Here is a 14,297-nt window from a genome sequence, read left to right as displayed (position 1 = left end):
ACGCTGTACCGAACCCGCCTGCCGCATATGCCGCCCGGCAGCGCGCCGGCCCGCGGTCCCCAGCGGTCGTGGACCTGGAGCCTCCCCCCGTACGTACCGGATGTCCCGCACAGTCCGCAGCTCAAGGAGAGTCATCGAGCGATGGCCGGTCCAGCGTTCCGCGCCGCCGCCGTCAGGGTGCGCGTCCCCGCCACCAGCGCCAATCTCGGGCCGGGCTTCGACGCCCTCGGCCTCGCGCTGGGTCTCTACGACGACGTCGTCGTGCGGGTGGCCGACTCCGGACTGCACGTCGACATCGCGGGTGAGGGCAGCGAGACGCTGCCGCGCGACGAGAGGCATCTCCTCGTCCGTTCCCTGCGCACCGCGTTCGACCTGCTCGGCGGACAGCCGCGGGGTCTGGAAATCGTGTGCGCCAATCGCATTCCGCACGGTCGCGGACTCGGTTCCTCGTCGGCCGCGATCTGCGCGGGCATTGTCGCCGCGCGCGCGGTGACGATAGGCGGCGACGCCCGCCTCGACGACACCGCCCTGTTGGAACTGGCCACCGAGATCGAGGGCCATCCCGACAACGTCGCCGCCTGTCTGCTCGGCGGATTCACGCTCTCCTGGATGGAGTCCGGCGCGGCTCGGGCGATCAGGATGGAGCCTTCGGAATCCGTTGTTCCGGTTGTTTTCGTTCCGGGCCGGCCCGTGCTCACCGAGACCGCCCGCGGACTGCTCCCGCGCACCGTCCCGCACGTCGACGCCGCGGCGAACGCGGGACGTGCCGCGCTGCTGGTGGAAGCGCTGACCAGGCGCCCCGAGCTGCTGCTTTCCGCGACCGAGGACCGGCTGCACCAGGAGTACCGCGCGCCCGCCATGCCGGAGAGCGCCGCACTGGTGGAAAGGCTGCGCGCCGACGGTATTCCGGCGGTCATCTCGGGCGCGGGTCCCACGGTGATGGCGCTGACCGACGCGGGCACCGCGGACAAGGTGGAACAACTCGCGGGCGGGGAATGGGCCGCCAATCGCCTGAACCTCGATCTGCGGGGCGCGAGCGTGCTTCCGCTGGCGACCTGACACACGAATGCCGGATTTGGAGAGGGGGAATGTTTGTTGGATCCGGTAGTGTTAATCTCAAGTCTGCACCCGACCCCACCATGGCGAGGTGCTTCGTGTCCCCGTTCGGGACAGACATTCTTCCGGGAGTCTCCCAAGCTGCTCCGTGCCCCCCTCGTCGTACGCGGGCCGTGCGATGTACACGGGCGCTGAGCGGTCCGCAGGGCAAACTCCGGAATCGGTGCCACCACGCCTCGTGACACAGCTCGTCGGGTGCCACGGCCAGGGAAGCGCCATCACCAGAAATCTCTTCCGCCGCTGAGGCGGACCACCGCCCCGGCACGGTCCACACAGCAAGGACCAGAGCCGGACAGCACAACCGGTCGCCGAGCCAGACAGGCCGACGTCCGCTCCAGGGAAGGACCCTTCGTGAGCGACACCACCGATCTGATGGGCGCACGTGTCGAGGAGACCGCCGCGCCCGCCACGGACGCCTCCGCGCCTGCCACCGGTGCGGGCTCGCGGCGCCGCCGCGGTACCGGCCTCGAAGGCATGGTGCTGGCCGAGCTTCAGCAGGTCGCGTCCGGCCTCGGTATCAGGGGCACCGCGCGGATGCGCAAGAGCCAGCTGATCGAGGTCATCAAGGAGGCGCAGGGCGGTGGCGCCCCCGCCGCGGCCCCCGCCAAGGCCGAGGCCGACGCCGAGACCAAGCCGAAGCGCCGGGCCACCTCCAAGGCCCGCACGGGTGACGACGCCCCCGTGGCGAAGAAGCAGGCGGAGAAGGCCTCCGAGGCCCCCGCCGACAAGGCCGCGCAGCAGATCGAGATCCCCGGCCAGCCCGCCGCCGAGCGCGCGGGCGACGACTCCGCGGGCGACCGTCGCCGCCGCCGTGCCACCGCCGACGCGGGCAGCCCCGACACGGGCGCCGACGCCGCGAAGGGCGAGCCGAAGGGCGAGCCGGCCGCGCAGCAGGGCGACTCCAGGGGCGACGCCGGCGACGGCGCCGAGAACCGCCGCCGCGAGCGCCGTGAGCGCGGCCGGGACCGCCAGGACCGCGGTGACCGCGGCGACCGCCAGGAGCGCGGCGACCGTCAGGACCGCGGTGACCGCCAGGACCGGCGCGGCAAGGGCGACGACCAGCAGGGCGGCCAGCAGAACCGCCAGAACAACCAGCAGCAGGGCGGCGGCGGCCGTCAGCAGCAGCAACAGCAGCAGGACGACGACGACTTCGAGGGCGGCCGCCGCGGCCGGCGCGGCCGCTACCGCGACCGCCGGGGCCGTCGTGGCCGCGACGAGGTCGCCGAGCCGCAGGTCACCGACGACGACGTGCTGATCCCCGTCGCCGGCATCCTCGACATCCTCGACAACTACGCGTTCATCCGTACGTCGGGATACCTGCCGGGCCCCAACGACGTCTACGTCTCGCTCGCCCAGGTCCGCAAGAACGGCCTGCGCAAGGGCGACCACGTCACCGGCGCGGTCCGCCAGCCCAAGGACGGCGAGCGCCGCGAGAAGTTCAACGCGCTGGTCCGCCTCGACTCGGTGAACGGCATGGCGCCCGAACACGGCCGCGGGCGGCCGGAGTTCAACAAGCTGACGCCGCTGTACCCGCAGGACCGCCTCCGCCTGGAGACGGACCCGGGCGTGCTCACCACGCGGATCATCGACCTCGTCTCGCCCATCGGCAAGGGCCAGCGCGGTCTGATCGTGGCCCCGCCGAAGACCGGCAAGACCATGATCATGCAGGCGGTCGCCAACGCGATCACCCACAACAACCCCGAGTGCCACCTGATGGTCGTCCTGGTCGACGAGCGTCCGGAAGAGGTCACCGACATGCAGCGGTCGGTGAAGGGCGAGGTCATCTCCTCGACCTTCGACCGTCCCGCCGAGGACCACACCACGGTCGCCGAGCTCGCCATCGAGCGCGCCAAGCGCCTGGTGGAACTGGGCCACGACGTCGTCGTGCTGCTCGACTCGATCACCCGCCTGGGCCGCGCGTACAACCTCGCCGCCCCCGCGTCCGGCCGCATCCTGTCCGGTGGTGTCGACTCGACCGCGCTGTACCCGCCGAAGCGCTTCTTCGGTGCCGCGCGCAACATCGAGGACGGCGGCTCCCTGACGATCCTGGCCACCGCGCTGGTCGACACCGGCTCGCGCATGGACGAGGTGATCTTCGAGGAGTTCAAGGGCACCGGCAACATGGAGCTCAAGCTCGACCGCAAGCTCGCCGACAAGCGCATCTTCCCCGCGGTGGACGTCGACGCGTCCGGCACCCGCAAGGAGGAGATCCTGCTCGGCAGCGACGAGCTGGCGATCACGTGGAAGCTGCGCCGGGTGCTGCACGCGCTCGACTCGCAGCAGGCCATCGAGCTGCTCCTCGACAAGATGAAGCAGACGAAGTCGAACGCCGAGTTCCTCATGCAGATCCAGAAGACGACGCCGATGCCCGGCAACGGGAACGGCGACTGACCGCTCCCGCAGGCGCCGCGGAGTCCGCTCGGCACGCGAAGGGCCGCCCCCGTCACCGGGGGCGGCCCTTCGCCGTGCTCCGGGGGCACGGGGCCCGCGCGAGAGCTTCGCCACAGCCCGGCCACCGCGGCCCGCGCCCGGCGCGTCGCGCGTCCGGCCGAAAGCGCAGGTGGGCAGCGGGTCGCCGCGGCCGGCCGCCGTTCCTGGGTGTTTTCCGGCACAGAAGCCCCGCTTCGGCACTGTGCAACCCTTTTCCGGGTTTCTCCGTCAGACCGTACGGAGTGACCATGGTGAGGTACAGGTCGTGACAGACCGGACCGCACCCGGAGGTGGGGGTACCCAGAGACCGGACGAGAGCCGAGGAGCACATGTCTGCCGAGAGCACGCCCGATCCCGGAGAGCCCGGACAGGGCCCCGGACAGCCGCACCCAGGCACGCCGCCCCCCGGCGGCTCCCAGGGCGGCCCCGAGGGCCCCGCGTCCCCGGACGGCGGCACCGAGGGCGCCGCGTCGCGCCGCAGGTCCGCGAAGGGACGCCGCCGCAAGCCGCGCAGCGGGCGCCGCAAGGCGCTGATCGCGCTCGCGTGGACCACGGCGGGCATCGTCGTGCTCGGCGGTACCGGCGTCACGTACCTGTACTTCAAGCTCAACGGCAACATCAAGAGCGTCGACATCGACCAGGTCCTCGGCAGCGACCGGCCCAGCAAGACGGACAACGGCTCCGAGAACATCCTGGTGCTGGGCTCCGACAGCCGCTCCGGCGGCAACAAGAAGCTCGGCGGCGGCACCGACGACGGCACCGCCCGCTCCGACACCGCGATGATCGTGCACGTCTACAAGGGCCACAAGAAGGCCGCCGTGGTCTCGATCCCGCGCGACACCCTCGTCGACCGCCCCGCGTGCACGAGCGCCGACGGCACCGAGCACGACGCCGCCACCGACGTCATGTTCAACTCCGCGTACTCCACGGGCGGCGCGGCCTGCGCGGTCAAGACCGTCGAATCGGTCACCGACCTGCGCATGGACCACTACCTGGAGGTCGACTTCGACGGCTTCGAGAAGCTCGTCGACGAACTCGGCGGTGTTCAGGTCACCACGACCAAGAACATCGACGACCCCGACAGCCACCTCGACCTCAAGGCCGGCACGCACACCCTCACCGGCAAGCAGGCACTCGGCCTGGTGCGCACCCGGCACGGCGTCGGCGACGGCTCCGACCTGGGCCGCATCCAGCTCCAGCAGGCGTTCGTCAAGGCGCTGGTCGCCCAGGTCAAGGACGTCGGCGTGCTCAGCAGCCCGAAGAAGCTCTACGACCTCGCGGACACCGCGACCAGGACCGTCACCACCGACTCGTCCCTCGGCTCGGTCAACTCGCTGGTGTCCTTCGCGAGCGGCCTCAAGGGCATCGGCGCCTCGCACATGACGATGGTCACCATGCCGGTGGAGTACGACCCCGCGAACGCCAACCGCGTGCTGCTCGACAAGTCCAAGGCGCAGCAGGTGTGGACGGCCCTGAAGAACGACAGGCCCGTCCCCGCGAGCGCCACCACCGGCACCGCGTCCGGCCAGGCCAAGGGCGTCGTGAGCGGCTCCTGAGCGGCCGGGGAATAGATCGCCGCGCCCCCCGGTTTTGGGGGATGCGGCCAGTGCTGGCAGACTGGTACGTCGGCCCCGGTTCACGCGTCCGCATCCCGCGGTGGCGACCCGGCGCCCTCCCGAACACTAGGAGAAACCCTTGAAGCGCGACATCCACCCCGAGTACGTCGAGACCCAGGTCAGCTGCACCTGTGGCGCGTCGTTCACCACCCGCAGCACGATCCCGTCCGGCACCGTCCGTGCCGAGGTCTGCTCCGAGTGCCACCCGTTCTACACGGGCAAGCAGAAGATCCTCGACACCGGTGGCCGCGTGGCCCGCTTCGAGGCCCGCTTCGGCAAGGCTGCGGCCGGCTCCAAGAAGTAGCGAGCCACCAGCGCCGGTCCATGGCCGCCCCTCGGGGCGCGCCGGGACCGGCGTTTTTGGTCGCCCGCCTTCCGTCCCGTTCGTCACCCCAGGAGCCCCCCATGTTCGAGGCCGTCGAGGAACTGGTCGGCGAGCACGCCGACTTGGAGAAGCAGCTCGCCGACCCGTCGGTGCACGCCGACCAGGCCAACGCGCGCAGGCTGAACAAGCGCTACGCCGAGCTCACCCCGATCGTCAGCACGTACCGCTCCTGGAAGCAGACCGGCGAGGACGTCGAGACCGCGCGCGAATTCGCCGCCTCCGACCCGGACTTCGCCGCGGAGGTCAAGGAACTGGACAAGCAGCGCGAGCAGTTGACGGAGAAGCTGCGCCTGCTGCTCGTGCCCCGCGACCCCAGTGACGACAAGGACGTGATCCTGGAGGTCAAGGCGGGCGCCGGCGGCGACGAGTCCGCCCTGTTCGCCGGCGACCTGCTGCGGATGTACCTGCGGTACGCGGAGCGGGTGGGCTGGAAGACCGAGATCATCGACGCGACCGAGTCCGAGCTCGGCGGCTACAAGGACGTCCAGGTCGCCGTGAAGACCAAGGGCGGCCAGGGCGCCACCGAACCCGGCCAGGGCGTGTGGGCCCGCCTGAAGTACGAGGGCGGCGTGCACCGCGTGCAGCGCGTGCCGGCCACCGAGTCGCAGGGCCGCATCCACACCTCCGCGGCCGGCGTCCTCGTGACCCCCGAGGCCGAGGAGGTCGACGTGGAGATCAACCCCAACGACCTCCGCATCGACGTCTACCGCTCCTCGGGCCCCGGCGGCCAGTCCGTCAACACCACCGACTCCGCGGTGCGCATCACGCACATTCCCACCGGAGTCGTCGCCTCGTGCCAGAACGAGAAGAGCCAGCTGCAGAACAAGGAGCAGGCACTGCGTATCCTGCGCTCCAGGCTGCTCGCGGCCGCGCAGGAGGAGGCGGAGAGGGAGGCCGCGGACGCCCGCCGCAGCCAGGTCCGCACCGTCGACCGCTCCGAGAAGATCCGTACGTACAACTTCCCGGAGAACCGCATCTCGGACCACCGTGTCGGATTCAAGTCCTACAACCTCGACCAGGTGCTGGACGGCGACCTCGACGCGGTGATCCAGGCCTGCGTCGACGCGGACTCCGCGGCGAAGCTCGCAGCCGCGTAAACCCGTAGGCACGTACGCACGGACGAACACCGGAGGACCAGCGTGCAGCAACATCTCGGGGGGCGACCCCCGAACCCCCGCGGCGTGCTGCTCGCGGAGGTGGCCCAGGCCACCCAGCGGCTGGCGGACGCCGGCGTGCCCTCGCCGCGCAACGACGCCGAGGAGCTCGCCGCGTACGTCCACGGCGTGAAGCGGGGCCAGCTGCACACCGTCAAGGACGCCGACTTCGACGCCCGGTACTGGGAGGTCGTCGCGCGCCGCGAGGCCCGCGAACCGCTCCAGCACATCACCGGCAGCGCCTTCTTCCGCTACCTGGAACTCCAGGTCGGCCCGGGGGTGTTCGTGCCGCGGCCGGAGACGGAGTCGGTGGTCGGCTGGGCCATAGACGCCGTGCGCGCGATGGACGTCGTCGAACCGCTCATCGTCGACCTGTGCACCGGGTCGGGCGCCATCGCGCTCGCCATGGCGCAGGAGGTGCCGCGCTCGCGCGTGCACGCCGTCGAGCTGTCCGAGGACGCGCTGCGCTGGACCCGCAAGAACATGGAGGGCTCCCGCGTCGACCTCCGTCAGGGCGACGCCCGCACCGCCTTCCCCGACCTCGACGGCCAGGTCGACCTGGTCATCTCCAACCCCCCGTACATCCCGCTCACCGAGTGGGAGTACGTGGCCCCCGAGGCGCGCGACCACGATCCCGAACTCGCCCTGTTCTCGGGCGAGGACGGTCTCGACCTGATCCGCGGCCTGGAGCGCACCGCGCACCGGCTGCTGCGCCCCGGCGGTGTCGTCGTGATCGAGCACGCCGACACCCAGGGCGGCCAGGTGCCGTGGATCTTCACCGAGGAGCGGGGCTGGGCCGACGCGGCCGACCACCCCGACCTCAACAACAGGCCGCGTTTCGCGACCGCCCGCAAGGCGATGCCGTGAGCACGCGCACGCCCCAGACGTCAGTTACGCAGTACGTGTACGAGGAGGCCCGCTGAATGGCCAGGCGATACGACACCAACGACGCGACCGAGCGCGTGACCGGTCTGCGCGAGGCAGCGTCCGCCGTCCGCCGTGGCGAGCTCGTGGTGCTGCCGACGGACACGGTGTACGGCATCGGCGCGGACGCCTTCACCTCCGAGGCCGTCTCCGACCTGCTGGAGGCCAAGGGCCGGGGCCGCAACATGCCCACGCCCGTCCTCATCGGCTCGCCGAACACCCTGCACGGCCTCGTCACGGACTTCTCCGAGATGGCCTGGGAGCTCGTCGACGCGTTCTGGCCGGGTGCCCTCACGATCGTCGCGCGGCACCAGCCGTCCCTCCAGTGGGACCTCGGGGACACCCGCGGCACGGTCGCCGTGCGCATGCCGCTGCACCCCGTCGCCATCGAACTGCTCACCGAGGTCGGCCCGATGGCGGTGTCCTCGGCCAACCTCACGGGACACCCCTCCCCGGAGACCTGTGACGCCGCCCAGGACATGCTCGGCGACTCCGTCTCCGTCTACCTGGACGGCGGCCCCACCCCCGGCAACGTGCCGTCCTCGATCGTCGACGTCACCGGCGAGATCCCGGTACTGCTGCGCGCGGGCGCCCTCTCGGCTGAGGAGCTGCGCAAGGTGGTACCCGACCTCGAGGTGGCGAGTTGACATCCCCCGACGCGGGGCGCGGCATAGGCAACGGGGACGGGACGGGGGGCCCGCGGCCTGCGGCGCCGCAGGACACCTTCCGCATTCTGCACGTCAGCACCGGCAACGTGTGCCGTTCGCCGATCACCGAGCGGCTCACCCGGCACTTCGTCAGCGACCGCCTCGGCGGCCGTGAGGACGGCGGCCTGCTCGTGGAGAGCGCCGGTACCTGGGGCCACGAGGGCGCCCCGATGGAGGCCAACGCCGAGGCGGTGCTGGCCGACTTCGGCGCGGACGCCTCCGGCTTCGTCGGCCGGGAACTGCTCGACGAGCACGTCATCCGCGCCGACCTGGTGCTCACCGCGACCCGCGACCACCGCGCCCAGGTCATCTCCATGGGCCACTCCGCGGGGCTGCGCACCTTCACGCTCAAGGAGTTCACCCGCCTCGTCAAGGCGATCGACCCGGCGACGCTGCCGCCCCTGGAGGACGGTTTCGTCGTCCGCGCCCGCGCGCTCGTGCGGGCCTCCGCCGCGCTGCGCGGCTGGCTGCTGGCACCCACCGCCGAGGCCGACGAGGTGTACGACCCGTACGGGGCGCCCCTGACGTTCTTCCGTTCCGTCGGCGACGAGATACACCAGGCCCTGGACCCCGTGGTCACCGCGCTGACCGGCGTGCCCGCCAGGACCTGACGACGTCCGCGCCCGGAGACCGCGCGTGCGCCGCGCCCCGGGTCCGCGATCCGGCCCCTCCTCCCGCGCCGCGGAAATACGCGCGCGGATCACCGCAATACCGGCGTCCGTGCCGCGCGCGGCGGCCCCCCGGGGCCGGGCGCGTGACGAGGCGGGCGCGGCGGCCGGTAGATTTCCGCCGTACCCCGGTTGAGCGAGGGTGGCCGTACCTGCCCGCACAGGGCCACGTGCAACCATCGGCGCTACCCGGAAGTCCCCACCTGTATGCGCTCGTCGCTAGGGTGTGGGGCTGAGATGGCCAGCGAGACCTGTGGGGAAGCCCGTGCGTGAATACCTGCTGACGCTCTGCATCACGGCCGCGGTGACGTACCTGCTGACAGGGCCGGTGCGGAAGTTCGCGATCGTGGCGGGAGCGATGCCGGAGGTCCGGGCGCGCGACGTGCACCGCGAACCGACCCCCCGGCTCGGCGGCATCGCGATGTTCTTCGGCCTGTGCGCGGGCCTGCTCGTCGCCGACCACCTCACCAATCTCAACGAGGTGTTCGCCAACTCCAACGAGCCGCGCGCGCTGCTCTCCGGCGCCGCCCTGATCTGGCTGATCGGCGTCCTGGACGACAAGTTCGAGATCGACGCCCTGATCAAGCTGGGCGGCCAGATGATCGCCGCGGCCATCATGGTCGTCCAGGGTCTGACCATCCTGTGGCTGCCGATCCCCGGTGTGGGCTCGGTCGCGCTCACCCAGTGGCAGGGCACGCTGCTCACCGTCGCGCTCGTCGTGATCACGATCAACGCGGTGAACTTCGTCGACGGTCTCGACGGTCTCGCGGCCGGCATGGTGTGCATCGCGGCGGCGGCGTTCTTCCTCTACGCCTACCGCATCTGGTACTCGTACGGCATCGAGGCGGCGGCCCCGGCCACCCTGTTCGCGTCGATCCTGATGGGCATGTGCCTGGGCTTCCTGCCGCACAACATGCACCCCGCGCGGATCTTCATGGGCGACTCCGGCTCGATGCTCATCGGCCTGGTGCTCGCCGCGGGCGCGATCTCGGTCACCGGTCAGATCGACCCGGACGCGCTCAGCCTGTTCGCCGGTTCGGAGAAGGCGGCCGTGCACCAGACGGTGCCGGTCTACATCCCGCTGCTGCTGCCGCTGACGATCATCGCGGTGCCGGCGGCCGACCTCGTGCTCGCGATCGTGCGGCGCACGTGGGCCGGCCAGTCGCCGTTCGCGGCCGACCGCGGGCACCTGCACCACCGGCTCCTGGAGATCGGGCACTCGCACAGCAGGGCGGTGCTGATCATGTACTTCTGGTCGGCGCTGATCGCCTTCGGCGCCCTCGCGTACTCGGTCAACTCGGCCTCGATGTGGATCGTTCTGGGGGTCGTGTTCCTCAGTGCGATCGGTCTCGTGCTCTTGCTGCTGCCGCGCTTCACCCCGCGCGCACCGCGCTGGGCGCAGTACCTCGTGCCGCCGCGCTACCGCCGGGGGCGGGCCGTCCGTGGCGGAGTTGAGGGTGTGGACGGTGCGGTGGCGCCCAACGCCTCTTCGCCCGCCGGGAGTTCGGCGGTGAACGGGGAGCGCCCGGGTTCCGACGAGGCGGACAGGACGCCCGCGCCGGTCGTCGCCGGTGTCTCCGGAGTCAACGGCGCCACGGCAGTTGGGGCCCGCTCGCGCCTCCTGAACCGGGGCAAAGCGGGCACGTCCCGCTGACGTCAAGGTAAGAATCTGACTAAAGCGTTGCCATTCCGTGGGAGTGCAAAGCCCCCCAATATCAGACAGATTGGCCCTGGAACCGCGCAGACGGGCACTGTCACTCTCATGTGTGACAGCAAGCACACCAACCAGGTAAAGACCTCATCAAATAGTTTGTGATACGGTTCACGAGAACCCCGGACAGAGCCGAATGACCCTTCGTGCGAAGGTCGTTCGGCGTGAGTCCGCCTCTCGCTCCGGGGCTACGCTCGTCCATGACGACACCCCTGCCCCCCTTTGAACAAGCGGAGTTGCCGCCATGCCGTCCAATGACGTCCGGATCCTCCTCCAGGCCGCTGTGCCCACAGTTGCCGTCGGCGCGATTGCCGCCGTCGTCAGCGCCGTGGTCGCCGGCGGCGAGGGAGCGGTCGGTGCCGTCGTCGCGACGCTGCTGGTGATCCTGTTCATGGGGCTGGGCCTCTACGTTCTGCAGTACATCGCGAAGACCCTGCCGCACCTGTTCCAGGCGATGGGGCTGATGCTCTACACCGTCCAGATCCTGCTGCTGGTCATCTTCGTCGCGATCTTCAAGAACACGACGCTGTTCAACCCCCGGGCGTTCGCGATCACCCTCGTGGTCGCGACCCTCGCGTGGATCGCCGCGCAGGCACGCGCCCACATGAAGTCCAAGATCCTGTATGTCGAGCCTGACGCGACGAGCAAGGACACGTCCCAGAACTCGGGGCACCGGTCGTGAACCGTAGGGCCGGGATAAGGGCACGTGAGAGATGCTGCTATCGTCCGGTGCCAACTGCGGCATCGCGGGCGCGGGCATCTGAGCTGACGCCTGCTCAATCGCGAGGCGAGATGCCCCCAAGCCGCCCCCACATCCGAACCACCAGTCCCGTGCCGAACCGCGGCCTCGCGCCGTGCCGACACCACGAGGTTGCCGTACTTATGCGCCATGTTGAAGGAGCCCGCGGTGAGTGCTGACCCGACGCAGGTGCTCGCCTTCGAGACCGACTGCCACATCTTCGACGGCTGTGGCTTCCCCGCTCCGGGCCTGCACTCGTTCCTGTTCAAGCCCCTCTGGGGCGACGGGGACAGCAACTTGTACTTCAACAAGACCATGCTGCTCGCGCTGCTCGGCTCGATCGTGATCGTCGGCTTCTTCTGGGCCGCCTTCCGCAAGCCGAAGGTCGTTCCCGGCAAGCTCCAGATGACCGCCGAAGCCGGATACGACTTCATCCGGCGCGGAGTCGTCTACGAGACGATGGGCAAGAAGGAGGGCGAGAAGTACGTCCCCCTGATCGTCTCGCTGTTCTTCTTCGTCTGGATGATGAACCTCTGGTCGGTCATCCCGCTGGCCCAGTTCCCGGTCACGGCGATCATCTCCTACCCGGCGGTGCTCGCGGGGATCGTCTACATCCTGTGGGTCGCGCTGACCTTCAAGCGCCACGGATTCGTCGGCTTCTTCAAGAACGTCACCGGCTACGACAAGTCGCTCGGCGCGGTGCTGCCGCTGGCCATGATCATCGAGTTCTTCTCGAACCTGGTGGTCCGCCCGTTCACCCACGCCGTCCGGCTCTTCGCGAACATGTTCGCCGGCCACACGCTGCTGCTGCTGTTCACGATCGCCAGCTGGTACCTGCTGAACGGCATCGGGATCGCCTACGCCGGTGTCTCGTTCATCATGACGCTCGTGATGACCGCCTTCGAGCTGTTCATCCAGGCCCTTCAGGCGTACGTCTTCGTCCTGCTGACGTGTACGTACATCCAGGGCGCGCTCGCCGAGAACCACTGAGCCCACCGCCTTTCCCGACCTCCTCAGCCGTCCGGTGGCCAACCCCCACCGGTCCGTAAAGAAAAGGAATAACTGGCATGTCCCAGACCCTTGCCGCTGCTGTCTCCGGTTCCCTCGGCTCCATCGGTTACGGCCTTGCTGCCATCGGCCCCGGCGTCGGCGTCGGCATCATCTTCGGTAACGGCACGCAGGCCCTCGCCCGTCAGCCCGAGGCTGCCGGCCTGATCCGCGCCAACCAGATCCTCGGCTTCGCGTTCTGTGAGGCGCTCGCCCTCATCGGTCTGGTCATGCCGTTCGTCTACGGCGTGTGAGCAGCGATTCACATCCAGCCGACTAGACGAAAGGCACACACATGAGCCAGCTGCTCACGTTCGCGGCCGAGAAGGAGAACCCTCTCGTCCCGCCGATCCCCGAGCTTGTCATCGGCCTGATCGCCTTCGTCATCGTCTTCGGCTTCCTGGCGTGGAAGCTCCTCCCGAACATCAACAAGGTTCTGGAAGAGCGTCGCGAGGCCATCGAGGGCGGTATCGAGAAGGCCGAGGCCGCACAGACCGAGGCCCAGAGCGTTCTTGAGCAGTACAAGGCTCAGCTCGCCGAGGCCCGGCACGAGGCCGCGCGTCTGCGCCAGGAGGCGCAGGAGCAGGGTGCCCAGCTCATCACCGAGATGCGCGCCGAGGGCCAGCGTCAGCGCGAGGAGATCGTCGCCGCCGGTCACGCGCAGATCGAGGCGGACCGCAAGGCCGCGTCGTCCGCGCTGCGACAGGACGTCGGCAAGATCGCGACCGACCTGGCCGGCAAGCTCGTCGGCGAGTCCCTCGAGGACCACGCCCGGCAGAGCCGCGTGATCGACCGCTTCCTCGACGACCTCGACGAGAAGGCCGAGGCCGCGCGATGACTGCCCACGGAGCGAGCCGCGAGGCCCTGTCGGCCGGACGCGAGCGTCTCGACGCGCTGACGGACTCCACGTCCGTCGACGCGGCGCAGCTCGCCGACGAGCTGTCGGCGGTCACCGCGCTGCTCGACCGCGAGGTGTCGCTGCGTCGGGTCCTCACCGACCCGGCGCAGCCCGGCGAGGCCAAGGCCGAGCTGGCGCAGCGCCTGATCGGCGGCCAGGTCGGCGGCGCGACCGCCGACCTCGTGGCAGGACTGGTGCGCGCCCGCTGGTCGCGTTCGCGCGACCTGGTGGACGCCCTGGAGGAACTGGCGGCCACCGCCGACCTCACCGCCGCGCAGAAGGCGGGCACGCTCGACAACGTCGAGGACGAGCTGTTCCGGTTCGGCCGGATCGTCGCCTCGAACACCGGGCTGCGCGCCGCGCTGACCGACCGCACCGCGCCCGTCGCGGCCAAGAGCGAGCTGCTGCGCAGCCTGCTCGGCGGCCGGGCCGACCGCGCCACCGAGCGTCTGGTGACGCGCCTCGTCACCGCGCCGCGGGGACGTAGCCTGGAAGCGGGCCTCGAAGCCCTGTCCCGGCTCGCGGCCGACCGCCGGGAGCGCATGGTCGCCGTCGTCACCTCGGCGGTGCCGCTCAGCGACGGACAGAAGCAGCGCCTCGGCGCCGCGCTCGCCAAGCTGTACGGCCGTCCGATGCACCTGAACCTCGACGTGGACCCCGCGGTCCTCGGCGGGATCCGGGTCCAGGTCGGCGACGAGGTCATCAACGGCTCCGTCGCGGACCGCATCGAGGAAGCCGGCCGCCGCCTGGCGGGCTGACGCCCATCCGCGGACACCCGCGGCAACTGAACACGCAAGTCGTACCTACGGCCCTGGTTGGGCCGTGCAGAGGATTCACCTCGTTCAGGGGGGAGTCCCCATCCCCCCAAGTGAAACTTCGGGCCCAACAAGGAGAGCAGGGAA

14 protein-coding genes are annotated in these 14,297 nt (G+C 70.3%); all 14 read left to right on the top strand.

Annotation, left to right across the window (positions count from 1 at the left end):
• The first annotated feature begins 141 nt into the window (after positions 1 to 141).
• Positions 142 to 1,059, top strand: coding sequence for a homoserine kinase (gene thrB, locus ACFZA0_RS29230; protein ID WP_391022490.1), 918 nt, complete (start codon positions 142 to 144; stop codon positions 1,057 to 1,059).
• Positions 1,060 to 1,467: 408 nt separating this feature from the next.
• Positions 1,468 to 3,507, top strand: a complete 2,040-nt coding sequence (gene rho / locus ACFZA0_RS29225; protein ID WP_391022488.1) for a transcription termination factor Rho — start codon at positions 1,468 to 1,470, stop codon at positions 3,505 to 3,507.
• Positions 3,508 to 3,875: 368 nt separating this feature from the next.
• Entirely contained in the window at positions 3,876 to 5,102 is a 1,227-nt protein-coding gene (locus ACFZA0_RS29220; protein ID WP_391022486.1) for an LCP family protein, read from the top strand.
• 139 nt (positions 5,103 to 5,241) lie between these two features.
• Positions 5,242 to 5,466, top strand: a complete 225-nt coding sequence (gene rpmE / locus ACFZA0_RS29215) for a 50S ribosomal protein L31 (RefSeq protein WP_279561735.1) — start codon at positions 5,242 to 5,244, stop codon at positions 5,464 to 5,466.
• Positions 5,467 to 5,567: 101 nt separating this feature from the next.
• Entirely contained in the window at positions 5,568 to 6,644 is a 1,077-nt protein-coding gene (prfA, locus tag ACFZA0_RS29210) for a peptide chain release factor 1 (protein WP_391022483.1), read from the top strand.
• Between the two features lie 84 nt (positions 6,645 to 6,728).
• The gene (prmC, locus tag ACFZA0_RS29205) at positions 6,729 to 7,568 is read left to right on the top strand and encodes a peptide chain release factor N(5)-glutamine methyltransferase (protein WP_391022481.1); all 840 of its coding nucleotides are present in this window, start codon (positions 6,729 to 6,731) and stop codon (positions 7,566 to 7,568) included.
• 56 nt (positions 7,569 to 7,624) lie between these two features.
• Positions 7,625 to 8,272: an L-threonylcarbamoyladenylate synthase gene (locus ACFZA0_RS29200; protein WP_391022479.1), complete on the top strand. Its 648-nt coding sequence runs from the start codon at positions 7,625 to 7,627 to the stop codon at positions 8,270 to 8,272.
• Complete coding sequence (locus ACFZA0_RS29195) at positions 8,269 to 8,943, top strand: protein-tyrosine-phosphatase (RefSeq protein WP_391022476.1); 675 nt, start codon at positions 8,269 to 8,271, stop codon at positions 8,941 to 8,943. Before ACFZA0_RS29200 ends, ACFZA0_RS29195 begins: the two co-directional genes overlap by 4 nt.
• 322 nt (positions 8,944 to 9,265) lie before the next feature.
• Entirely contained in the window at positions 9,266 to 10,654 is a 1,389-nt protein-coding gene (locus tag ACFZA0_RS29190) for an MraY family glycosyltransferase (RefSeq protein ID WP_391022474.1), read from the top strand.
• A 301-nt stretch (positions 10,655 to 10,955) separates the two neighbouring features.
• Positions 10,956 to 11,393, top strand: a complete 438-nt coding sequence (locus tag ACFZA0_RS29185) for a hypothetical protein (RefSeq protein WP_391022473.1) — start codon at positions 10,956 to 10,958, stop codon at positions 11,391 to 11,393.
• Positions 11,394 to 11,618: 225 nt separating this feature from the next.
• On the top strand, positions 11,619 to 12,440 hold the full coding sequence (atpB, locus tag ACFZA0_RS29180; protein WP_391022471.1) for a F0F1 ATP synthase subunit A: 822 nt from the start codon (positions 11,619 to 11,621) through the stop codon (positions 12,438 to 12,440).
• A gap of 77 nt (positions 12,441 to 12,517) precedes the next feature.
• Positions 12,518 to 12,751 carry an ATP synthase F0 subunit C gene (gene atpE, locus ACFZA0_RS29175; protein ID WP_355380343.1) on the top strand — a complete coding sequence of 78 codons (234 nt, stop codon included), beginning with the start codon at positions 12,518 to 12,520 and terminating at the stop codon, positions 12,749 to 12,751.
• A gap of 41 nt (positions 12,752 to 12,792) precedes the next feature.
• Positions 12,793 to 13,335, top strand: coding sequence for a F0F1 ATP synthase subunit B (locus tag ACFZA0_RS29170; protein WP_391022468.1), 543 nt, complete (start codon positions 12,793 to 12,795; stop codon positions 13,333 to 13,335).
• Positions 13,332 to 14,153: a F0F1 ATP synthase subunit delta gene (locus tag ACFZA0_RS29165; protein ID WP_391022466.1), complete on the top strand. Its 822-nt coding sequence runs from the start codon at positions 13,332 to 13,334 to the stop codon at positions 14,151 to 14,153. Before ACFZA0_RS29170 ends, ACFZA0_RS29165 begins: the two co-directional genes overlap by 4 nt.
• Positions 14,154 to 14,297: the final 144 nt, after the last annotated feature.

The organism is Streptomyces sp. NPDC008150 (assembly GCF_042956945.1).
GTDB lineage: Bacteria > Actinomycetota > Actinomycetes > Streptomycetales > Streptomycetaceae > Streptomyces.
The sequence above is the reverse complement of the archived record's forward strand: the minus strand, read 5'-3'. Positions and strand labels throughout refer to the sequence as shown.